21 protein-coding genes are annotated in these 20,997 nt (G+C 70.9%); 3 read left to right on the top strand and 18 right to left on the bottom strand.

Going from position 1 to position 20,997, the window contains the following annotated elements; all coding sequences use genetic code 11:
- Positions 1-123: 123 nt before the first annotated feature.
- Positions 124-1,101 carry a 4-hydroxy-tetrahydrodipicolinate synthase gene (gene dapA / locus B072_RS0128265; protein ID WP_018533323.1) on the top strand — a complete coding sequence of 326 codons (978 nt, stop codon included), beginning with the start codon at positions 124-126 and terminating at the stop codon, positions 1,099-1,101.
- Here the strand turns inward: dapA and B072_RS0128260 are convergent.
- Positions 1,004-2,242: a hypothetical protein gene (locus B072_RS0128260; RefSeq protein WP_018533322.1), complete on the bottom strand. Its 1,239-nt coding sequence runs from the start codon at positions 2,240-2,242 to the stop codon at positions 1,004-1,006. The genes dapA and B072_RS0128260 overlap by 98 nt on opposite strands.
- Positions 2,239-2,814, bottom strand: a complete 576-nt coding sequence (locus tag B072_RS0128255) for a SigE family RNA polymerase sigma factor (RefSeq protein WP_018533321.1) — start codon at positions 2,812-2,814, stop codon at positions 2,239-2,241. The genes B072_RS0128260 and B072_RS0128255 overlap by 4 nt, the downstream gene beginning before the upstream one ends.
- 241 nt (positions 2,815-3,055) lie before the next feature.
- On the opposite strand from B072_RS0128255, the gene B072_RS0128250 reads away from it, so the two are divergent.
- Positions 3,056-3,424 carry a DUF805 domain-containing protein gene (locus B072_RS0128250; protein WP_018533320.1) on the top strand — a complete coding sequence of 123 codons (369 nt, stop codon included), beginning with the start codon at positions 3,056-3,058 and terminating at the stop codon, positions 3,422-3,424.
- A 171-nt stretch (positions 3,425-3,595) separates the two neighbouring features.
- Here the strand turns inward: B072_RS0128250 and dapD are convergent, their stop codons facing one another.
- The 15 genes from dapD to B072_RS0128175 form a co-directional block, all read right to left on the bottom strand.
- Positions 3,596-4,588, bottom strand: coding sequence for a 2,3,4,5-tetrahydropyridine-2,6-dicarboxylate N-succinyltransferase (dapD, locus tag B072_RS0128245; protein ID WP_018533319.1), 993 nt, complete (start codon positions 4,586-4,588; stop codon positions 3,596-3,598).
- Between the two features lie 107 nt (positions 4,589-4,695).
- Positions 4,696-5,679: a CU044_5270 family protein gene (locus B072_RS0128240; protein ID WP_018533318.1), complete on the bottom strand. Its 984-nt coding sequence runs from the start codon at positions 5,677-5,679 to the stop codon at positions 4,696-4,698.
- Positions 5,676-6,278, bottom strand: a complete 603-nt coding sequence (locus B072_RS0128235) for an RNA polymerase sigma factor (RefSeq protein ID WP_018533317.1) — start codon at positions 6,276-6,278, stop codon at positions 5,676-5,678. Before B072_RS0128235 ends, B072_RS0128240 begins: the two co-directional genes overlap by 4 nt.
- A gap of 127 nt (positions 6,279-6,405) precedes the next feature.
- On the bottom strand, positions 6,406-6,945 hold the full coding sequence (locus B072_RS0128230) for a TetR/AcrR family transcriptional regulator (RefSeq protein ID WP_018533316.1): 540 nt from the start codon (positions 6,943-6,945) through the stop codon (positions 6,406-6,408).
- Positions 6,945-7,265 carry a DMT family transporter gene (locus B072_RS0128225; protein WP_018533315.1) on the bottom strand — a complete coding sequence of 107 codons (321 nt, stop codon included), beginning with the start codon at positions 7,263-7,265 and terminating at the stop codon, positions 6,945-6,947. Before B072_RS0128225 ends, B072_RS0128230 begins: the two co-directional genes overlap by 1 nt.
- A 69-nt stretch (positions 7,266-7,334) precedes the next feature.
- Positions 7,335-8,309 carry a sulfotransferase family protein gene (locus tag B072_RS44235; protein WP_018533314.1) on the bottom strand — a complete coding sequence of 325 codons (975 nt, stop codon included), beginning with the start codon at positions 8,307-8,309 and terminating at the stop codon, positions 7,335-7,337.
- 101 nt (positions 8,310-8,410) lie between these two features.
- On the bottom strand, positions 8,411-9,709 hold the full coding sequence (locus B072_RS0128215; protein WP_018533313.1) for a DUF3616 domain-containing protein: 1,299 nt from the start codon (positions 9,707-9,709) through the stop codon (positions 8,411-8,413).
- Between the two features lie 90 nt (positions 9,710-9,799).
- Positions 9,800-10,135 (bottom strand): metal-sulfur cluster assembly factor, encoded by a 336-nt coding sequence (locus B072_RS0128210; protein WP_018533312.1) that lies wholly within the window; start codon positions 10,133-10,135, stop codon positions 9,800-9,802.
- Entirely contained in the window at positions 10,132-10,614 is a 483-nt protein-coding gene (gene sufU, locus B072_RS0128205; RefSeq protein ID WP_018533311.1) for a Fe-S cluster assembly sulfur transfer protein SufU, read from the bottom strand. Before sufU ends, B072_RS0128210 begins: the two co-directional genes overlap by 4 nt.
- 16 nt (positions 10,615-10,630) lie before the next feature.
- Positions 10,631-11,887, bottom strand: a complete 1,257-nt coding sequence (locus B072_RS0128200; RefSeq protein WP_018533310.1) for a cysteine desulfurase — start codon at positions 11,885-11,887, stop codon at positions 10,631-10,633.
- On the bottom strand, positions 11,884-12,648 hold the full coding sequence (gene sufC / locus B072_RS0128195) for a Fe-S cluster assembly ATPase SufC (protein WP_018533309.1): 765 nt from the start codon (positions 12,646-12,648) through the stop codon (positions 11,884-11,886). The genes B072_RS0128200 and sufC overlap by 4 nt, the downstream gene beginning before the upstream one ends.
- 7 nt (positions 12,649-12,655) lie before the next feature.
- The gene (locus tag B072_RS0128190) at positions 12,656-12,982 is read right to left on the bottom strand and encodes a non-heme iron oxygenase ferredoxin subunit (protein WP_018533308.1); all 327 of its coding nucleotides are present in this window, start codon (positions 12,980-12,982) and stop codon (positions 12,656-12,658) included.
- Positions 12,982-14,163, bottom strand: coding sequence for a Fe-S cluster assembly protein SufD (gene sufD, locus B072_RS0128185; RefSeq protein ID WP_018533307.1), 1,182 nt, complete (start codon positions 14,161-14,163; stop codon positions 12,982-12,984). Before sufD ends, B072_RS0128190 begins: the two co-directional genes overlap by 1 nt.
- 57 nt (positions 14,164-14,220) lie before the next feature.
- Positions 14,221-15,645 carry a Fe-S cluster assembly protein SufB gene (gene sufB, locus B072_RS0128180; protein WP_018533306.1) on the bottom strand — a complete coding sequence of 475 codons (1,425 nt, stop codon included), beginning with the start codon at positions 15,643-15,645 and terminating at the stop codon, positions 14,221-14,223.
- Positions 15,642-16,406, bottom strand: coding sequence for a helix-turn-helix transcriptional regulator (locus tag B072_RS0128175; protein ID WP_018533305.1), 765 nt, complete (start codon positions 16,404-16,406; stop codon positions 15,642-15,644). The genes sufB and B072_RS0128175 overlap by 4 nt, the downstream gene beginning before the upstream one ends.
- 195 nt (positions 16,407-16,601) lie before the next feature.
- On the opposite strand from B072_RS0128175, the gene B072_RS0128170 reads away from it, so the two are divergent.
- Positions 16,602-17,396, top strand: a complete 795-nt coding sequence (locus B072_RS0128170; RefSeq protein ID WP_018533304.1) for an aminoglycoside N(3)-acetyltransferase — start codon at positions 16,602-16,604, stop codon at positions 17,394-17,396.
- A 29-nt stretch (positions 17,397-17,425) separates the two neighbouring features.
- Here B072_RS0128170 and B072_RS0128165 read toward each other — a convergent pair whose 3' ends face one another.
- Positions 17,426-20,989, bottom strand: a complete 3,564-nt coding sequence (locus tag B072_RS0128165) for a S8 family serine peptidase (protein ID WP_018533303.1) — start codon at positions 20,987-20,989, stop codon at positions 17,426-17,428.
- Positions 20,990-20,997 lie beyond the last annotated feature (8 nt).

The raw sequence follows: 20,997 nt of genomic DNA, 5'->3' as shown, positions 1-20,997 counted from the left end.
GCCAAAACTGGCCGAGAACAACCGAAACCTCGCACCCGCCGCACGCTCTCTTCAGCAGAGCTCCGCCCGACCTCGTAGCAGATTTAAGTGGAGCTTCACCATGGGGCGGCCGACACTGCACTCATGAACCAGACCCCGTTCGGCCGCGCCCTGTGCGCCATGGTCACTCCCTTCACCGACGACGGCGCCCTCGACGCGGACGCCGCGCAGAAGCTGGCCGACCGGCTCATCTCGGAGGGCTGCGAGGGGCTCGTGCTGTCCGGCACCACCGGGGAGTCCCCGACCACGACGGACGCCGAGCGGGCGGACCTCGTACGGGCGGTGCGGGAGGCGGCCGACGGGCGCGCCACGGTCGTCGCGGGCATCGGCACGGCCGACACCCGGCACACGATCACGCTCGCCCGGCAGGCCCAACAGGCAGGCGCGGACGGCCTGTTGGCGGTCACCCCGTACTACAGCAGGCCGCCGCAGGACGCCGTCGAGGCGCACTTCCGCGACCTGGCGGACGCCGTCGACCTGCCGGTGATGCTGTACGACATCCCGGGCCGCACCGGCACCCGCATCGAGCCGGAGACGATGATCCGGCTCGCGGGCCACCCCCGGATCGTCGCCGTGAAGGACTGCGCGTACGACCTGCTCGGCACCCAGAAGGTCATGGCCGCCACCGATCTGGCGTACTACACGGGCTGCGACGAGTACGTGCTCGCGCTGTACGCCCTCGGCGGTGCCGGGTACGTCTCGACGGTCGCGAACGCCGCGCCCCGCGCCTTCCGCGTGATCCTGGACGCGTACGACGCGGGAGACACGGCCGAGGCGGCCCGCCGCCAGCGGCTCACCGTCCCGCTCACGGAGTTGACGATGGGTGCAGGGCTGCCCGGCACCGTCACCGTGAAGGCCCTCCTGGCCGCGCTCGGCCTGCCGGGCGGCGGGACGGTCCGGGCACCCCTGCGGCCCGCCGGCCAGGAAGTGGCCGACGGGCTGCTCGCGGCGTACGACGCGTTGGTCAGCGCGTCTGGAACTGGGGCGACCAGCGCCCCGGGTAGTCGGCCGACGCCTTGCGGAAGTCGCTCAGCGGGACGACCTTGTGCGTGCCCAGCGTGATCAGCAGCAGCTGGTTGTGGAACTCCCCCTTGCCTCCGCACTTCTTGGGCTCGCAGCCCCAGGCGATGATCCGCTTGCTGTCGGCCCAGGCGATCACCTGCTGGGCGGGCAGCTTCTCCGCGAGCTTGCCGGTCCTCGCGTCGTTCACGGCGACGGCGATCTGGTCACCCTTGCCCGCGAACCCCCCTCCGACATGCTTGCCGTCGGGCGACAGGCCCGCCTCGACGTACGGCTGCACGTGCTCGGCCCCGGCGGGCGCGCGCACCTTGCGGCCGTCGAAGTCGTAGTAGGTGGAGCCGATGTCACCCATCATGCTCGTGTCGAAGACATAGTTGCCGACCGGGCTGAACGAGAAGTCCTCCCGCGCGTTGTGGTCGAACGGATCCCCCTCCTGCGATTTGGCGACCCACTTCCCCTTCCCGCTGGCTACGTCGATGACGGAGAACCCGGTGCGCGACGGACGCCCAGGCCCCGGCCGGGTCTTGCTCTTGCCGTTACTGGTGACGTAGTTCACCTCGATTTCCTTGTAGAGGTGGTCCGGGTCCTTCTTGTACGTCGTCGCGAGAAGCTTGCTGCCGTCGGACGAGTACTCGATCCCGGCGACCCCCTGTTCCACCGGGATCCAGCGCTCCACCTTGTTCGTGGCGAGGTCGAGCAGCCCGATCCGCCGGGCCGGCAGCTTCTGTTCGAGCACAGCGGCGGTGCGCAGGCCCGGCGCGACGGTCAGCACGGACCACTCAGTCGTCTTGCGGTACCTCTTCGTCGTCGGGTCGAGCACGCCGTAGGTGCGGGTCAGCCGCCCGTCGCCGTTCTTGTAGTACACGTCCTTGTACGTGGTGAACGCGGCGAGCGCCGTCCGCCCGGCCGCGATCGCGTCCTTCGGCGGCGACTGGTCCGGGTGCGCGACGACATCGGCGGGGCCGATCACGTCCATGGGCCTGACGTCCTCGCCGCCGCCGATCCGCGGCACCGCCACCACCGTGGCGACCACCGCGGCGACGGCCACCGCCGCGGACACCACGGCGCGGGTCCTGCGCCTGCGTCGGGTCACGAAGACCCGGTCGGCGAGGTCGGCGGGCGCGGGCCCGACATCGTCCGCCTGTTCGCGCAACGCCTCCTTGAGCAGTTCGTCGACGTTCACGGGCGCACCTCCACGGGCGCATAGTCGCGGGACGGCGGCTGCTCGGCGTCGGCCGGGCCGAGCCCGGACAGCTCGGGCACGAGGCCGCGCAGCTTGGCCAGAGAGCGGTGGGTGGTGGAGCGCACCGTTCCCACCGAGATGCCCAGCAGCCGGGCCACGTCCGCCTCGGGCAGGTCCTCGAAGTAGCGCAGCACGAGCACGGCGCGCTGGCGGGGCGTGAGCCGGCCGAGGGCCTCGCGCACGACCACGCGCAGTTCGGCGGAGGACGTGCCCCCTTCGGCGGCGGCGCCGTCCGGCACCTCCCCGTAACTCACCTCTCTCCTGGGCCATTTGAGTCTCCACCGGCCGACCTGCTGCCGGTACAGGACCTGGCGCACGTACGCCTCGGGGTCCTCGACGCGGTTCCACTTCCCCGCGACCTTGATCAGCGCGTTCTGCAGCAGGTCCTCGCCCGCGTGCCGGTCGCCGCCGCTGAGCAGCACGGCCGTCTTCAGCAGCGCGGACGACCGGTTCGCCACGAACTCCCGGAAGCTCTCCGCGCCCTCGTCGTGCAGGGCATCCATCGTCACCATCACTTCCCCCACCACCGTTGTGGCGCTCTTGACCTTGGTGACGCCTGCGGACGCCCCCCGCTATGTCACCGGCGCGGAAATTCTTCTGCGCGCACGCGGGCGGCCCGGGTCCGAGCGTGGCCCGACCGGTGCCGCCGCCCCGCTGATCACCTCTTGACGTGCGGCTTTGCCGTCCTTAGCCTCGTTCCGCTCAGGTGACCCGCAGTGTGCGGAACCGGGCGTGGGGTGGGGATGGAAGCCAATGACCTGGTACATCAAGGCGCTCAGAAACTACTTCGGATTCCGCGGTCGCGCGAGCCGCAAGGAATACTGGATGTACATGCTGTTCAACCTTGTGATCCTGTACGCGTTGTGGGGTCTCGGCACTGCTCTTGACCAGCCCCTGTACTGCTTCACCTACGCCCTGGCAGTCACGATTCCCACGGTCGCGGTGGGCGTCCGACGTCTTCATGACGCCGGCCACAGCGGTTGGTTCATGCTGCTCGTGCTGGTGCCTCTGGCGGGGATCGCGCTCATCGTCCTTCTCGCCAAGGAAAGCAAGTCGGAGATCAACACCTACGCTCCCGGCTCCCAGGCGACTTGGTCCCCACCGCCCCCCGCGGGAAGCTGAAGCCGCCGAGCGAGCTCCTGGTGCGGTGCGCTCACGCAAGAGCGCCCTCCCGGGCCGTCCTGGGGCCGTGGAAGGGCGCTCGTTGGTGACCAGCGCTGACAACTGGCGACAGCTAAGCCGCAGTTCAGAGCGGTGATCGAAGAGACAGCCGTAGGTCACGGCTGCCGATGATCAGTTGTGACTGTGCAGGACCTCGTTCAGGCCGCCCCAGACCGCGTTGTTCGGGCGGGCCTCGACCGTGCCGGTCACCGAGTTGCGGCGGAAGAGGATGTTGGAGGCGCCGGAGAGGTCGCGGGCCTTGACGATCTCGCCGTCGGGCATCGTGACGCGGGTGCCCGCGGTGACGTAGAGACCGGCCTCGACGACGCACTCGTCGCCGAGCGCGATGCCGACGCCCGCCTCGGCGCCGACGAGGCAGCGCTCGCCGATGACGATGCGGACGTTGCCGCCGCCGGAGAGCGTGCCCATCGTGGAGGCGCCGCCGCCGATGTCGGAGCCGTCGCCGACGACGACGCCGGCGGAGATGCGGCCCTCGACCATCGACGTGCCGAGCGTGCCCGCGTTGAAGTTCACGAAGCCCTCGTGCATGACCGTGGTGCCCTCGGCGAGGTGCGCGCCGAGGCGGACGCGGTCGGCGTCGGCGATGCGCACGCCCTTGGGGGCGACGTAGTCGGTCATGCGCGGGAACTTGTCGATCGAGGTGACCTGGAGGTGCAGGCCCTCGGCGCGGGCGTTCAGGCGGACCTTCTCGACGTCGTCGACGGCGACCGGGCCCAGCGAGGTCCAGGCGACGTTGGCGAGGAAGCCGAACTGGCCGTCCAGGTTCACGCCGTGCGGCTTAACCAGGCGGTGGCTGAGCAGGTGCAGACGCAGGTACACGTCGTGCGCGTCCAGCGGCTTGTCGTCGACGGAGGCGATGACCGTGCGTACGGCCACGACCTCGACACCGCGGCGGGCGTCCGGGCCGACGGCCTTGGCGGCACCCTCGCCGAGCAGCTCGACGGCCTTGTCGGCGGAGAGCTTCTCGGTACCGGCCGGGCCCGGCTCGGCGACGAGCTCGGGCGCGGGGAACCAGGTGTCGAGAACGGTGCCGTCGGCGGTGACGGTGGCGAGGCCGGCGGCGACGGCGCCGGTGGAGCGGGAAGCAAGGGTCGTGTCGGTCATGGGGGCCAACTTAATCGGCGGGCCCCTGTTCGAGCGAACCAGCGGGGGCGGCGTCTCAGGTGCCGGGCGCCGCCCCCGTCGCCACAGGTCGCACGAGTCGCGGGCGGTCAGGGGCGGTCCCCCTTGTGGTCGACGACCGCCGTGTCCAGGAGCGCGTTCTGGAACATGACGTCGCCGGCCTTCCACGGCCGGTCGGGGGTGTCGTCGCCCGGGAAGGCCTTGAAGGACTCCTTGTAGTCCTTGACGATCAGCCACCGGTCACCGAGGTACTGGTAGGTGTGCGGGTCGATCAGGATCTCGCGGCGGACCTTCTGCCCCTTCTCGTCGTGTCCGACCGCGATGGCGTCCCGGCCGGCGGCGTCGTGCACGAGACGGGGCGTGACCTCGGCGCCGGGGACCGCGGCCAGCGCCCGGTACAGCTTGGCGAGGGCCTTCGGCGGCATGGGCCGGGTCTCCAGCACGACACTCATCGCGCGCATGTCGTGCTCCCCCTCGGACTCGGGATCGTCCTTGCCGGACGGGTAGTAGGCACGGACCTTCTTGAGCACGGCGGCCGGGTCGTCCGGCAGCGCGTTCAGGAACTGCAGCCGTTCGCGCGGCGAGCGGTCGTCGCCCTCCTTTCCGTTCTCGAAGCGCGGGTCCGCGTACAGCGTCCAGGACTCCTGGGGGCCCGTCTTCGGCGAAGGCTGGGTATTGCTCTTGCTCTTGGGCCAGATTCCCGGATCGCGGGAGAGCTTCTTCTCGTAGATCCACTGTCCGGCGCGCGGGGTGGCGGGCGGGTCGGCCTTCTCCATGGCGTCCGCGGCCCGCTCCAGCACCTCGCCGACCGATCCCTGCAGCTTTCGCGTGTCGGCTGGCACCGACCGGTCGGCGGCGCCGTCCCCGCCGATGCCGCTGGCCAGCACGGCGACCGCGGTCAGCGCGGCGGCCGCCCCGACCGCCGCAAGTCGCCAGTCGGCCCGCATCCGGCGTACCCGGCCGCCCCTGGCGGCGGCGGTGAGCCGGTCCCGCCCCGCGGCGAGCCGTCCGCGGTCGGGCGTCGGCGCCCCGGCCCGGAAGTCCCGTACGTCCTTCATCTCGTCCACGTTCACGGTCGGACCACCTCCGCCATGTCACTCATGAACGCCGGGTCCGCTCCCAGCGCGGCCCGCACCTTCCTGCGCGCCCGGTTCAGCCGGGACCGGACGGTCCCGACGGGTATGCCGAGGGCCTCGGCGACGTCCTGGTACGTCAGATCGGCCCAGGCCACGAGCAGCAGCACGTGCCGGTCGGCGGTGGACAGCGCGGCGAGCGCGTCGGCGAGCGGCGCCTGCGCGGTGACGCGGTCCGCGGTGTCCTCGACCCAGCCGGCCGCGACCGGGTCCCGCCCGGTCCTGGCCAGCGCCCGCAGCCCGCGCACCTCCTTGCGTCGCTGCTTGCCGATGAGGTGCGCGGCGATCCCGTACAGCCACGGCCGGGCGGCGGCCCGCGTGGTGTCGTAGCGGGCGCGCACCCGGAACGCGGTGAGGAAGGTGTCGGCGGTGATGTCGTCCGCCGCCTGCTCGCCGAGCCGCCGGGCCGCGTACCGGTGGATGTCGGGCGCATACCGGTCGTAGAGCAGGGCGAACAGCTCGGGCTGCTCCAGGGATCTGGCGATGATCAGGCCGTCGTCGTCGCCGGGCCCGGCGACGGGCCCCGGGGGTCCGCTCACGAATCCTCCGTCTGCGGGTGGGGGCCGAGCGGGGCCGGGAACACCCCCGTGTCCCCCGGGGCCCGCTCGGCGTGTCAGCCTTTGTTCCCCGCAGCCCCGCGCAGAGTTCACGCCCCACAGGAATTTCTCAGGGAATCAGCCGGGCCAGCATCTCGCGGGCGTACCCGGCGTCGTACGCGCCGTCCGTGAGCAGGACTTGGAGCGAGATCCCGTCCAGCAGGGCCACCAGTGCCCGCGCCGTGACGGGGTCGGTGCGCGCGGCCAGCACCTCGGCCAGCTCCTGGCACCACTCGGCGGCGACGGGCCGCAGCGCGGGGCGGCGCAGCGCGGCGAGGTACAGCTCGTACTCCAGCTCCACCCCCACCCGCTCCCCGGCGAGCCATTCGCCGAGCAGCCCGGCCAGTTCACCGGCGAGGTCGCCGTCCGGGTCCTGGAAGGCGCCGCGCGCGGCGACGACCTTCGCGAACCCTTCGTTGGCCTGCCGCAGCGCGGCCACCATCAGCTCGTCGAGGGTCTTGAAGTGGTACGTGGTCGAACCGAGCGGCACATCGGCCTCGGCGGCGACGGTGCGATGGCTGAGCCCCGCGATGCCCTTCTCCCCGACGACCCGGATCGCGGCGTCGATGATCCGCTGGCGCCGCTCGGGGTCGTGGCGCCGCGCCGCCATCAGTGCGCCCCGCCGAGGTTGAGCAGCACGACGCCGCCGATGACGAGCACGATCCCGGCGGCCTTGGCGAGGGTCAGCCCCTCCCCCAGGAAGAGCATGCCGATCGCGGCGATGACGGCGGTGCCGGTGCCCGCCCAGATCGCGTACGCGGTGCCGACCTGCACGGTCTTCAGCGTCTGCGCGAGCAGCGCGAACGCGACCAGGTACCCGGTGACGGTGACCAGGGAGGGCCAGAGCCTGCTGAACCCCTCGCTGTACTTCATCGCCGTGGTGGCGGCCACTTCGGCGGCGATGGCGCCGGCCAGCGTCACGTATCCCATGCGTACGAGTGTACATATCGTTGCGTACGCCCGTACATAAACCGGTACGGGGACCCCGCCGGGAGGCCTCTAGGCGGCCGTCCGGAAGTCGACCGCCCCGCGCTCGCGCACCCGCACCGCCCGGTCCACGAGCCGCCGCTTCGCGTACGCGGCCCGGCGCAGTCCTGCCACCTTCCGGTACCGCGCGAGCTCGGCCGGGTCGGGCCGCACACTCCCGGCGGGCGCGTAGCCGCGGGCGGCCAGCCGGTCCCCCAGCACGGCGTCGCACAGCCGGATCTGATCGGGCGTCAGCCTGGTCTCCCAGGTACCGGCCCGCGACACGTCCAACGCGCCGCGGGTGTGCACGTGCCAGGTCTTGCGCTCGGGCACGGCCGTCCCCGCCAGCCGGTACGGCTCGCTCATCTCGGGCACGTACTCCTCGCCCAGGAAGGCGCAGATGCCGCGCAGCCGGGCTTCGGGGTCGGCGACGAGGTCCTCGAACCGCACCTCGTGCCACCGCGAACTCCCCAGCCCGGCACGCCAGTTGTCGGCCGCGTCCATCACTTGCGCCCAGGTGGCGACGGCCTCGTGGAAGCCGCTGTGCCACCACGGCATCCGCAGCAGCGACCCGGCGCAGTCCCGCCCGTCGCGCACCACGTGCACGAACTGGGCGTCGGGGAAGAGCCGCAGGATCTCGGGGACGTGCAGCGCGTACGCGGGCCGTTTGTCGCCCCAGCGGACCTTGCCGTGCTCGTCGGCGTACGCGCGCAGCACCTCGCCGAGCGCCGAGCCGAGCGTGGGCGGCGCCTCGACGATCCGCCGCTCCACCTCGGCGGTGTCCAGGCCGAGCTCGTGGAACCGGGTGGCCTCGCGCCGGGTGATCCAGGCGGCGAGCCCGGCCCGGTTCGCGCGCTCCCGCAGATCGCCGAAGCCGAGCCGGCGCCGGTACGCGGGCAGCACGAACCGGGTCTCGGGCGGCAGCGCGATCCGCGGATGGGCGTGCAGCATCAGCTGCAGCAGGGTCGTTCCCGACCGGGGACAGCCCACGACGAACAGGGGACGCACAGGGTCACAGTCGCTCACCCGCCCAGCGTCGGCGGGTTCGCTGAGGGGGCCCTTGCAGCGGCCTGAGAATCCCGTACGAAGCCAGGCCCGGCCGGGCCCGCTCAGGACACGGTGAACCAGGCCGTCCGCGACTTCTTCCACTCCTCGTGGTCGAGGTCCTTGGCCTTGGTCCCGTCCCCGTACAGATCGGCGGAGCCGTTGTCGGTGATCAGCTGGACGCGCCCGCCGGGCAGATCCAGGTCGGGGACGTCGACGATGCACTCCCAGCCGCCGGGGTCACCGGTCGGCAGGTCGGCGACCTTCTCCGGGACGCCGTCGGAGCGCCCGTCCCACCGGTAGAGGGCGTACGGGGCGGAGTTGTCCTCGGCGTCCCAGCGCCCGGCGAGGATCAGGTACTGGTCGGCGGAGTTCTTGCGCAGGTCACGCACGGAGAGCCCGCCCAGGTCCAGCTCGACGGGCGGGCCGAAATCCGGGTCGGCCCCGCTCGCGAGCACCTTGTCGAGATTGGTGACGGACACGAGCAGCGCTTTGCCGCCCTCCCGCGGCGGCACGAGCGGCGCGCGGAACCCGATGTACGCGGTCGAGGCGGATCCCGGGGCGAACTCGAGCCCCTCCACGTTGAACCCGTCGATCCGCTTGGGCTCCCGGCCCTCGGCGGTCCCGGCGGCGAACCCGTACCGGTCCCCGCCGGCCACGTCCCACGCGACGAGCCGCTCGCGCAGCGTCCGGTAGGCCTGCCCGTACGCCAGCTGCGTATCGGATCCGCTGCCGCGCACGGTCGTGGTGAAGACGGCGTCGCGCTGCTTCTTGTACGCGCCGCGCTTGTTGTTGCCGAGCGAGCCGATCCAGTAGACGAGGTCACCGACGCGTGCCGCGCCCTCGATGTCGATCTCCTTGCGCACCCCGAGCTGCTCGCTGAAGTCCCAGGTGCGCACGGGCGCCCCGGACCGCGAACGGTCGTACAGGCGCAGCACGTTGGACTCGTCGTCGGCGACCACGACGTATCCGTCCCCCACGTCGACGGCCGCCGACGCATCGCTCGATCCGGTGAAGTGCCGTACGTCGTCGCCGTGCCGGACGGCGGCGGAGGCGGCGTAGTGCAGCACGGCGGTGGCGCTCTCCCCGTCCGGTCCGGTGACCTTCAGGGTCAGGTCGGTGTACCCCTGGCCACGCGCGGTCACCGCGACGGTCCGCGTCGCCCCGCTCCCGCTGACGGTGACCTCCTCGGCCCCTGCCACGGCCGCCGCGCTGCCGGCGTCCGCGCTCACGGCGAGAGCGGAGGCGTCGGCCCCGCTCTGCGCGACGGTGGCGGTGACGGTCGGGTCCTCACCGGCTCCGACGGTCCCCGACAGGTACCGCGCCGACAGGGAGATGGTCGGCGTACCGCTGCTGTTGCTCATGGCGGTCAGCGTAGGCAGTCGCAGGGCCGCGTCAATACGACGAGTGGCCCCGGTGGAAACCCACCGGGGCCACGCGTCGAGCACGAGGGCTCAGACGTTGAACCCGAGCGCGCGCAGCTGCTCGCGGCCGTCGTCCGTGATCTTGTCCGGGCCCCACGGCGGCATCCAGACCCAGTTGATCCGCAGCTCGTTGACGATGCCGTCGGTGGCGGACTTGGCCTGGTCCTCGATGACGTCGGTCAGCGGGCACGCGGCCGACGTCAGCGTCATGTCGATCGTCGCGATGTTCGCGTCGTCGATGTGGATGCCGTAGATCAGGCCCAGGTTGACGACGTCGATGCCCAGCTCGGGGTCGACGACGTCGTACAGCGCCTCGCGGACCTCCTCCTCGGAGGCCGGCTTCATCTCAACAGCGTTCTCGGTCATGCGGTCTTCGCCTCCTCCGCCCGAGGCGGAGCCTCTGACGTACTCAGTGCCTGTGCCGTCGCGTCTTTCCACGCCATCCAGCTCAACAGCGCGCACTTGACTCGGGCCGGGTACTTGGAGACCCCGGCGAACGCGATCGCGTCCTCCAGGATCTCCTCCATCGAGTCGTCCGGCTCGATCTGGCCCTTGGACTGCATCAGCTCCAGGAAGGTCTCCTGGATCTTCCGCGCGTCCGTGAGCTCCTTGCCGACCAGCAGGTCGTTCAGCACGGAGGCCGAGGCCTGGCTGATGGAGCAGCCCTGGCCCTCGTACGAGACGTCCTCGATGGTCTCGCCCGCGTACTTGACGCGCAGCGTGATCTCGTCGCCGCACGTCGGGTTGACGTGGTGCACCTCGGCGTCGCCGTCCCGCAAGCCCCGGCCGTGCGGGTGCTTGTAGTGGTCCAGGATGACTTCCTGGTACATCGAATCCAGCTTCACGTTCTCAGCCAGCCCCTCAGCCGAAGAAGTTCCGTACGTGCTCCAGGCCGTCGACGAGAGCGTCGATCTCGCCGGGCGTGGAGTACAGATAGAACGACGCTCGCGTGGTCGCGGGAATTCCGTACCGCAGGCAGACCGGCCGCGCGCAGTGGTGGCCGACCCGGACGGCGATGCCCTGCTCGTCGAGGACCTGGCCCACGTCGTGCGGGTGGATGTCGCCGAGCGTGAAGGAGATCGCGGCGCCCCGGTCCTCGGCCGTGTCCGGGCCGATGATCTTCAGGTCCGGGACGTCCTGGAGCTTCTTCACCGCGTACTCGGTGAGCGCCTGCTCGTGCCGGAGGATGTTCTCCATGCCGATCGAGTTCAGGTAGTCGATCGCCGCCCCGAGGCCGATGGCCTGCGAGATCGGCGGCGTGCCCGCCTCGAACTTGTGCGGCGCCGGAGCGTACGTCGACGAGTGCATCGACACGGTCTCGATCATCTCGCCACCACCGAGGAACGGCGGGAGGTCCTCGAGCAGCTCCTGGCGGCCCCAGAGCACGCCGATGCCCGTCGGGCCGCACATCTTGTGGCCGGTGAAGGCCACGAAGTCGGCCTGCAGCGCCTGCACGTCCAGCGGCATGTGCGGGGCGGCCTGCGAGGCGTCGATCAGGACCAGGGCGCCGACCTCCTGGGCGCGGCGCACGATGGCCTCGACCGGGTTGTGGGTGCCCAGGATGTTCGACACGAGCACGAAGGAGACGATCTTCGTCTTCTCCGTGATGACCTCGTTGATGTTGGACAGGTCGAGACGGCCGTCGTCCGTGAGACCGAACCACTTCAGCTTCGCGCCGGTGCGCTGCGAGAGCAGCTGCCACGGAACGATGTTGGAGTGGTGCTCCATCTCCGTGATGACGATCTCGGTCTCGTGGTCGACCTTGTACGGCTCGTCGGCCCAGCCGAGCATGTTGGCGACGAGGTTGAGCGACTCCGAGGCGTTCTTCGTGAAGATGACCTCGTCGCGGCTCGGCGCGTTGATGAACGCGGCGACCTTGTCGCGCGCGCCCTCGTACAGCGCCGTGGCCTCCTCGGCCAGCACGTGCACGCCGCGGTGGACGTTGGCGTTGTGCTGCTCGTAGTACTCGTTCAGGACGTCGAGGACCTGGCGCGGCGTCTGCGAGGTCGCCGCGTTGTCCAGGTACACGAGCTTCTTGCCGTCGTGGAGCACCCGGTCGAGGATCGGGAAGTCCTTGCGGATCGCCTCGGTGTCGAGGAGGCCCGGCAGCTGTGTCACGCGGATGCGCCACCCTTCACGTACTTGTCGTAGCCCTCGGCCTCGAGCTGGTCGGCGAGCTCGGCGCCGCCGGACTCGACGATGCGGCCGCCCGCGAAGACGTGCACGAAGTCGGGCTTGATGTAGCGCAGGATGCGCGTGTAGTGGGTCACCAGGAGGGTGCCGACCTCGCCGTTCTCACGGACGCGGTTGATGCCCTCGGAGACGATGCGCAGCGCGTCGACGTCCAGGCCGGAGTCGGTCTCGTCGAGGATCGCGATCTTCGGCTTGAGGAGCTCCAGCTGGAGGATCTCGTGGCGCTTCTTCTCACCGCCGGAGAAGCCCTCGTTCACGTTGCGCTCGGCGAAGGACGGGTCCATGGAGAGCTTCTCCATGGCCTCCTTGACCTCCTTCACCCAGGTACGCAGCTTGGGGGCCTCGCCGCGCACGGCCGTGGCCGAGGTGCGCAGGAAGTTGGAGACGGAGACGCCGGGGACCTCGACCGGGTACTGCATGGCCAGGAAGAGGCCGGCGCGGGCGCGCTCGTCGACGGACATCTCCAGGACGTCCTCGCCGTCGAGCGTGACGGTGCCCGAGGTGATCGTGTACTTGGGGTGACCCGCGAGGGAGTAGGCGAGGGTCGACTTGCCGGAGCCGTTGGGGCCCATGATGGCGTGCGTCTCGCCCTGCTTCACGGTCAGGTCGACGCCCTTGAGGATCTCCTTCGTGGCGTTGTCCGCCTCGACGGTGACGTGCAGGTCCTTGATTTCAAGCGTTGCCATGGGGACTTCAGTTCTCCTGGGTGAGGGAGACGAGCACATCGTCCCCTTCGATCTTCACGGGGTATACGGGCACGGGGCGGGTGGCCGGGAGGCCGGACGGCTTGCCGGTGCGCAGGTCGAACGCGGAGCCGTGCAGCCAGCACTCGATCTGGCAGTCCTCGACCTCGCCCTCGGAGAGCGAGACGTTCGCGTGCGAGCAGATGTCGTTGATCGCGAACACCTCGCCCTCGGTGCGGACGACCGAGACCGGCGTGCCGTCGAGTTCCACCCGCTTCGGGGTGTCCTCCTCCAGCTCGCTCAGGCCGCAGGCGCGTACGAAGGTCGGGCCGGCCATCAGACGGTGGCCGCCAGCTCGGCCTCGATCTTCTCGAGGAGGCGCTCCTCGATGTCGGCGACACCGATCTGCTGGACCAGCTCGGCGAAGAAGCCGCGCACGACGAGGCGGCGCGCCTCGGTGGCCGGGACGCCGCGGGACATCAGGTAGAAGAGCTGCTCGTCGTCGAAGCGGCCGGTCGCCGAGGCGTGGCCCGCGCCGACGATCTCGCCGGTCTCGATCTCCAGGTTCGGGACCGAGTCGACCCGCGCGCCGTCCGTGAGGACCAGGTTGCGGTTCATCTCGTAGGTGTCGGTGCCCTCGGCGGCGGCCTCGATGAGGACGTCACCGATCCACACGGCGTGCGCGTCGTCGCCCTGGAGCGCGCCCTTGTAGACGACGTTCGACTTGCAGTGCGGGGCGGCGTGGTCGACGAGGAGGCGGTGCTCCTGGTGCTGGCCGGCGTCGGTGAAGTACAGGCCGAACAGCTCGGCCTCGCCGCCGGTGCCCGCGTAGTTGACGCGCGGGTTCAGGCGGACGACGTCGCCGCCGAAGGTGACCACGACGGACTTGAAGCTCGCGTCACGGCCGACCAGCGCGTTGTGCTGCGCGACGTGCACGGCCTTGTCGTCCCAGTCCTGGACGGAGACGACGGTCAGCTTCGCGCCGTCACCCAGCAGGTAGTCGACGTTGGCGGCGAGCACCGCGTCACCGGTGTGGTCGATGACGACGACGGCCTCGGCGAAGGCACCCAGCTCGATGACCTGGTGGCCGTAGGCGACGCCGCCCTCACCGTGCACGCGGATGCGGATCGGCTCGGAGAGCTGCGTCTCCTTGGGCACGGAGACGACGGACGCCTTCTCGAACGCCGAGTACGCCTGCGCGGCGACCCGGTCGACGGGCTTGCCGGCCTTGCCGATGCGGGCGTCGTCGCGGCCGACGGCCTCGACGGTGACGCCCTCGGGGGCCTCGACGTCGACCTTCACGCCGGTGCCGGTCGCGGTGGCGGTGCCGTCGTGCAGACCGCGCAGCCGCTCCAGCGGCGTGAACCGCCACTCCTCCTCACGGCCGTGCGGGACCGGGAAGTCCTGCACGTCGTAGGACGGGGGCGCGCTCATGCGCGTGGCGACGGTCGACTCGGCGGCGACCGCTACGGCGCCCGCGGTCGTGGACCCCGCAGGGATGTTCTGAGCCTCAGCCATGGCTGTCGTAGTGCTCGCTTTCGTTACGTGAGTGGCTTGACGGTTCGCGCGGAGGGACTAGCCCACCGAGCCTTCCATCTGGAGCTCGATCAGCCGGTTGAGCTCGAGCGCGTACTCCATGGGCAGCTCCTTGGCGATCGGCTCGACGAAGCCGCGCACGATCATCGCCATCGCCTCGAACTCGGAGAGACCGCGGCTCATCAGGTAGAAGAGCTGGTCCTCGGAGACCTTGGAGACGGTCGCCTCGTGGCCCATGGACACGTCGTCCTCGCGGACGTCGACGTACGGGTACGTGTCGGAGCGGGAGATGGTGTCGACGAGCAGGGCGTCGCACAGCACGTTGGACTTCGATCCGGCGGCGCCCTCACCGATCTCGACGAGACCGCGGTACGACGTACGACCGCCGCCGCGCGCCACCGACTTGGAGACGATGTTGGAGGACGTGTTCGGCGCCATGTGGACCATCTTGGAACCGGCGTCCTGGTGCTGGCCCTCGCCCGCGAAGGCGATGGACAGCGTCTCGCCCTTGGCGTGCTCGCCCATCAGGTAGACGGCCGGGTACTTCATGGTGACCTTGGAACCGATGTTGCCGTCGATCCACTCCATGGTCGCGCCCTCGTACGCCACGGCGCGCTTGGTGACCAGGTTGTAGACGTTGTTCGACCAGTTCTGGATGGTCGTGTAACGGCAGCGGGCGCCCTTCTTGACGATGATCTCGACGACCGCGGAGTGCAGCGAGTCCGACTTGTAGATCGGCGCGGTGCAGCCCTCGACGTAGTGGACGTAGGCGTCCTCGTCGACGATGATCAGCGTCCGCTCGAACTGGCCCATGTTCTCCGTGTTGATACGGAAGTAGGCCTGGAGCGGGATCTCGACGTGCACGCCCTTCGGCACGTAGATGAAGGAGCCGCCCGACCACACGGCCGAGTTCAGCGACGCGAACTTGTTGTCGCCGACCGGGATGACGGTCCCGAAGTACTCCTTGAAGAGCTCCGGGTGCTCCTTCAGGGCGGTGTCGGTGTCGAGGAAGATGACGCCCTGCTCCTCCAGGTCCTCGCGGATCTGGTGGTAGACGACCTCGGACTCGTACTGGGCCGCGACACCGGCGACGAGGCGCTGCTTCTCCGCCTCGGGGATGCCGAGCTTGTCGTACGTGTTCTTGATGTCCTCGGGCAGGTCCTCCCAGGACTCCGCCTGCTTCTCCGTGGAGCGCACGAAGTACTTGATGTTGTCGAAGTCGATGCCGGAGAGGTCCGAGCCCCAGTTCGGCATGGGCTTCTTCTCGAAGAGCTTCAGGCCCTTGAGGCGGAGCTTGGTCATCCACTCCGGCTCGGACTTCTTCGCGGAGATGTCGCGGACGACGTCCTCGTTGATGCCGCGCTTGGCAGAGGCGCCGGCCGTGTCGGAGTCCGCCCAGCCGTATTCGTACTTGCCCAGGCCCTCGAGCTCAGGGTGGGCAGTCTCCTCGATGGGGAGAGTCATGCGGGGTTCCTCCCGGCCGTGCTTGCAGATGCGTTGTGTGTGGTCTTGGGGGTGTTCTTGGGGATGAACGTCGTGCAGACGCCGTCACCGTGGGCGATGGTCGCCAGCCGCTGTACGTGGGTGCCGAGGAGCTGCGAGAACATCTCGGTCTCCGCTTCGCACAGCTGCGGGAACTGCTCGGCGACGTGGGCCACGGGACAGTGGTGCTGGCAGAGCTGCTCACCCTGCTGCGGAAGGGGCGCGCTACGCGCCGTAGCAGCGTACCCGTCCACGCTCAAGGCCTTCGCCAGGGCGTGGGTCCGCTCCTCGGGGGCCGCCGCCTCGACGGCTTCCCGGTAGGGCGCGGCCTGCGCGGCGATCCGGGCGCGGGCGAACGCGACGACCGCGTCGTCGCCTCCCGCGGTCTCCTTGATCCAGCGCAGCGCCTCGGCCGCGAGCTTGTCGTAGGACTGGTCGAAGGCGTCGCGGCCGCAGTCGGTCAGCGCGAAGACCTTGGCGGGGCGGCCGCGGGTGCGGGCCCCGTAGACGCGCTGTTCCCTGGGCTGCACCACGTCGTCGGCCACGAGGGCGTCGAGGTGGCGGCGGACGGCGGCCTGGGTGAGGCCGAGGCGTACGGCCAGATCGGCGACGGTGGACGGGCCGTGGTCCAGGATGGAGCGCGCGACGCGGTTGCGTGTCGATCGCTCCGAACGCTCCCCGGTCGCGAGCTCCTCGTGCGGGGCCCCGGTGGGGGCCTCCTGAGACTCGCCGACGTTTTTCACAACGCCATTGTTGCGTAATTCCTCAGACCCTGACAAGCGGGCCGGTGATCACCTCACGGTGCCGTGCATCACTTAGGTACACCTAAGTAGATACGCGGCGTGACCTGCGGAAACGATCTTTGATCGATCAAAATTCCTGGTCACGTCCGGGTAATTCCGTGGCGCGCCGGGGTCCGCTCACCGAGACTGCCCTCCATGTCCGCACCCCAGCCGACCGGCCCGCTCGTCACCCGCGCCTCCCTCGCCACGGACCTGCGCACGCTCGGCGTCCAGGCGGGCGAGACCCTCCTCGTGCACACCTCGCTCAGCAGCCTCGGCTGGGTCAACGGCGGCGCGGTCGCCGTCGTCCAGGCCCTGCGCGACGCCCTCGCCCCGGACGGCACGCTCGCGGTGCCCACGCAGACGGGTGACCTGACCGATCCGTCGGGCTGGGGCAATCCGCCGGTGCCGGTTGAGTGGTGGGAGACGGTGCGCGCCACGATGCCCGCGTACGACCCCGCGCTCACGCCGAGCCGTGGGGTCGGTGTGGTCCCCGAGACGGTGCGGACCTGGCCCGGCGCCCTGCGCAGCGGCCACCCGCACACGTCGTTCGCGGCGCTCGGCCCGCGCGCCGCGCAGATCGTCGACGGCCACGCCCCCGACTGCCGGCTCGGCGAGCGCAGCCCGCTGGCCCGGCTGGAGGAGCTGGGCGCGCGGGTGCTGCTCCTCGGGGCGGGCTACGAGGCGTGCACGAGCTTCCATCTGGCCGAGTACCGCGTGCCGTACGTCCTGGAGGACGCGGGACGACCGGGCCCCGCCGGCTGGGCCCCGGTCACCGAGGTGGCGATCACCGCGGACCGCTTCGACGAGCTCGGCGCGGACTTCGAACGGGACACGCCGGTCGTACGGGGCCGGGTGGGCGCGGCCGAGGCCCGGCTCTTCCCGCTGGCGGACGCGGCGGCCTACGCCCAGAAGTGGTTGCCGGTGCACCGGCCCCACCCCCTCCTCTGACGGCGGGCGGCGGGGCCGGTGCGCGCGGATCAGCTCATGTCGGGCCGCTGCGTCACCCGGATCGAGTTGACCAGCGGCGTGCCGGTGACCGCCTTGAAACCGACGTTCAGCTGACCGTCGGTGACCTTGACCGTGAAGGTCTTGGCCAGGGCGGTGCGGATGGCGCCCGCCTCCAGCCGGACGTCGACGTCCGGCACCTTCTCGCTGCCTTCGGCCGTCACGTCGAAGACCCGCTGGCCCGGCTTGATCCCGACGGGCTCGGCGAAGCCCAGCTCGACCTGGTACGTGCCGTTCGGGACGGCGTCGAAGCGGTACTCCGTGACGCCCCGGCGGCCCGAGCGCAGCAGCTGCTGCTCCTGGGAGTTGCTGACGCCCGCGATGTCCTTGGCGGTGTAGGTGGTGGCGGTGCCGTCACCCACGTACCCGAAGGAGCCCGGCGCGTACGGCACGTCCTGGGTCCAGGTGTCGCCGAGGCCGTCCACCGACACGGCGTCGGCGCCGACGTCGACCCCCGTCCGGTAGGCGGGTACCACCAGCTTGAGCGGGAGCGAGACCGTCGGCGTACGGCCGCTGGCGGAGGTCAGCACGAGGGTGCCGGTGGAGACGGTGCCGGGCTTGGCCGTCGCCGTGTCGAAGGTGAGCGTGATCTTCTGCCGGGCGCCCGCGGCGAGGGTGCCGGAGGCCGGGGAGACCTTCAGCCAGGACGCGCCGCTCTTCTCGGCGACCGTGTAGGAGGCGGCGGAGCCGGTGTTGGTGAGGGTGAGGGTACGCTGCCGCCGCTCCCCCGGCGGGACGACGAGCTGCCAGCCGACGCTGCTGTCCGCGGACACCGCGCCGGTCTGGAGCGCGGACTCGGTGCGCAGTACGGACAGGCTTCCCAGGTTGGCGGTGCGGGTCGCGGAGCCGTAGTTCGGCGCGGTGACGGTGATCGTGTGGTCGGCGGTGGCGGGCACCGGGATCTGGGTCAGGTAGGCGCCGTCGGCGCGCGTGGTGGCGGTGGCCAGGGTCGTGCCCGCGCGGGCGACGGTGACGGTGGCGCCGGAGACGGGCTGCCCGTCGTTGGCGTCGGTGACCGTGCCGGAGACCACGGCGTGGCCCTCGGCCCTGAACCGGATCGCCATGTTGTCGCGCACCGAGACCTGGTTGAGCGCGTACAGCAGGCCGTCGGTGCCGCCGTGGTTCTCGGCGCCGATGGTCGCGCCCGTGCCCTGCTCGTAGCCCTTCTCGCTCGGGTCGATGCCCCGGTAGTGGAAGGAGTACGTGCCGTCCTCGCCCATGACGGCGGCGAAGCTGACGCGCCGTGTGGTGTCCCGGGCGATGAGCATGTCGCGCCACTCGACGACGTACTCGCGGTGCGGGGCGCTGCCGCGCACCGCGGTGTAGACGCCGGAGGCGTCGTCCATCGCGAGCTGGTCCCAGAACGGGTACAGCGCGCCGTTGGAACCGCCCGTGCTCGGCAGCGAGCCGTTGTCGCCGAGCCACAGGCTGCCGAACATCAGCTGCCCGTCGCGGGAGATCCAGCCCTTGTCGTACGTGTGCCCGTACAGGGCGACGGGGAACGGCAGGGTGACCGCGCCGTAGGCGTTGGACGGCTGCACGAGGGCGACCTTGGTGTCGCCGGTCGGGAAGTCCGCCGTGACCTGTCGGCAGCTCGTGCCGAAGGCGTCGCTGCGGGCCGCGAGCGTGAGGTCGCGGGTGGCGGTGCCCTCCGTCATGTCGACCGTGGTGCCGAGCTCGGCCGCGCAGTGGTTCAGCGGCGTCAGGGACACCTGGTAGCTGCCGAGCGGCAGGGTCAGGGAGTACGCGCCGTGGGCGTCGGTCGTGGCGCGCACGGGCGTGCCCTGGACCTTGATCGCGACGTCCGCCTCGGTGCCGGAGGCGCTGCGCACGACGCCGGTCAGGGTGCCGGTCGGGGCGGTGGTCAGCTTGGCGTCGTACGTGAGGCTCGCGTCGGCGGTGACGGTGACGCTCGCCGTGCGCGTCGTGTAGCCGAACTTGGACACGGTCACCGTGTACGTCCCGGCGACCAGACGCGGGAAGGCGTACGTCCCGTCCTTCTTCGTCGTCAGGGTCGCGCGCATCGGGCCCGCCACGGCGACCTGCGCCTCGGCGGCCGGGGTGCCGTCGGTGGTGACGGTGCCGGTGAGCGCGCCGAGGTTGTCGCGCGGCGCGGCGCTCACCGCGGCGTACGCGTCCAGGCGTCCCTCGCCCCAGACGTTGTTGAAGCCCGCGGTGCCCCCGCACGAGGTGTCGTCGACATCGACCGCCGACTTGTTCAGGATCGCCTCGGTGGCGGCGACGTCCCCGCGCAGGGCCGGGGCCGCCGACCACAGCAGGGCGACGGTGGCCGCGGTGTGCGGCGACGCCATCGACGTACCGGACTCGGCGACGTAGCCGCCGCCGGGGGCGGCCGAGCGGATGTTCACGCCGGGCGCGGCGATGTTCGGCTTGACGGTGCCGTCGACGCCGGGGCCGCGCGCGGAGAACTCCGCGATCCTGTTGTTCCGGTCGAAGGCGCCGGAGGCGTACGTGTTGGCGTAGGCGCCGGGGGAGCCCGCCGTGTCGCAGGACGGTCCCGCGTTGCCGTTGGAGAACGCGGGGAAGATCCCGGCGTCCCGCCACGCCTGGACCATCGCCTGGTACCAGGTGTCGAGGCTCGTGGAGCCCCAGGAGTTGTTGATGACGTCGGGGGCGAGGTCGGGTCGCGGGTTCTCGCCGTCGGCGTCGGTCGGCGCGAGCATCCACTGCCCGGCCGCGAGCAGCGCGTCGCGCGGGCAGTCCGTGGTCGTGCAGGCCTTCGCCGCGATCCAGGTGGCGCCGGGCGCGACGCCGACCTGGTTGCCTCCGCCGTCGTCGCCGACCATGGTGCCCGTGGTGTGGGTGCCGTGCCCGAAGTCGTCGCAGGGCGCGGAGGTGGGGCACGTCCCGGTCGCGTCGAACCAGTTGTACGCGTGGTCGTACGTGCCGTCCGTCTTCAGTCCCCGGTACTGCGCGGCGAGCGCGGGGTGCTGGTAGTCGACGCCGGTGTCGAGGCTGCCGATGACGACGCCCTCGCCGCGCACCCCGTACGCGTCCCACACCTTGGACGCGTTGATCCGGTCGACGTTCCACTCGACTCCGTCGACCGTGGCCTCGGGGGTGTCGTTCTTGGTGGTGGGCGGCAGCGGGACCGGCTCGTCGGCCTCGACGGAGGCGACGTCGGGCCGGGCTGCGATCTCCTCGGCGAGCGCGCGGTCACCGGTCACCTTGACCGAGTTGCTGATCCAGTACGAGGTGTAGCGCGCCCCGGACTTCTTCAGCAGGGCCTTCAAGTCGGCCTGGGACGCGGCCGCGTGGTCCTTCTTGGCCTTGAGGACGGCCCGGTCCATGGCCGTCTTGGTCTTCGCCTTCCTGGCCGCCGTGGTGTCGGCCTGCGAATCGAGCTGCACCCAGAAGGAGGCGCGGTCGTGGTCCGCGAAGTCCTTCAGGAGCGAGCTGTCCGCCTTGCCGCGCAAGGAAGTCGCCGGGCCGTCGGCGGCCGCGGCGGGCAGCGTGGCCAGGAAGGGGACGCCCAGGGCGAGGGCGAGGGCGGTGGCGAGCGGACCTCGCCACATGGGTCTGA

The organism is Streptomyces sp. HmicA12, from assembly GCF_000373565.1.
Lineage (GTDB): Bacteria > Actinomycetota > Actinomycetes > Streptomycetales > Streptomycetaceae > Streptomyces.
This window is presented reverse-complemented; position numbering and strand designations above follow the sequence as displayed.

Bases quoted from the DNA above. Each gene is read 5' to 3' on its own strand.
- dapA (WP_018533323.1), top strand. From the start codon at position 124: ATGAACCAGACCCCGTTCGGCCGCGCCCTGTGCGCCATGGTCACTCCC.
- B072_RS0128255 (WP_018533321.1), bottom strand. From the start codon at position 2,814: ATGGTGACGATGGATGCCCTGCACGACGAGGGCGCGGAGAGCTTCCGG.
- B072_RS0128250 (WP_018533320.1), top strand. From the start codon at position 3,056: ATGACCTGGTACATCAAGGCGCTCAGAAACTACTTCGGATTCCGCGGT.
- dapD (WP_018533319.1), bottom strand. From the start codon at position 4,588: ATGACCGACACGACCCTTGCTTCCCGCTCCACCGGCGCCGTCGCCGCC.
- B072_RS0128230 (WP_018533316.1), bottom strand. From the start codon at position 6,945: ATGGCGGCGCGGCGCCACGACCCCGAGCGGCGCCAGCGGATCATCGAC.
- B072_RS0128225 (WP_018533315.1), bottom strand. From the start codon at position 7,265: ATGGGATACGTGACGCTGGCCGGCGCCATCGCCGCCGAAGTGGCCGCC.
- B072_RS0128215 (WP_018533313.1), bottom strand. From the start codon at position 9,709: ATGAGCAACAGCAGCGGTACGCCGACCATCTCCCTGTCGGCGCGGTAC.
- B072_RS0128210 (WP_018533312.1), bottom strand. From the start codon at position 10,135: ATGACCGAGAACGCTGTTGAGATGAAGCCGGCCTCCGAGGAGGAGGTC.
- sufC (WP_018533309.1), bottom strand. From the start codon at position 12,648: ATGGCAACGCTTGAAATCAAGGACCTGCACGTCACCGTCGAGGCGGAC.
- B072_RS0128190 (WP_018533308.1), bottom strand. From the start codon at position 12,982: ATGGCCGGCCCGACCTTCGTACGCGCCTGCGGCCTGAGCGAGCTGGAG.
- sufD (WP_018533307.1), bottom strand. From the start codon at position 14,163: ATGGCTGAGGCTCAGAACATCCCTGCGGGGTCCACGACCGCGGGCGCC.
- sufB (WP_018533306.1), bottom strand. From the start codon at position 15,645: ATGACTCTCCCCATCGAGGAGACTGCCCACCCTGAGCTCGAGGGCCTG.
- B072_RS0128170 (WP_018533304.1), top strand. From the start codon at position 16,602: ATGTCCGCACCCCAGCCGACCGGCCCGCTCGTCACCCGCGCCTCCCTC.
- B072_RS0128165 (WP_018533303.1), bottom strand. From the start codon at position 20,989: ATGTGGCGAGGTCCGCTCGCCACCGCCCTCGCCCTCGCCCTGGGCGTC.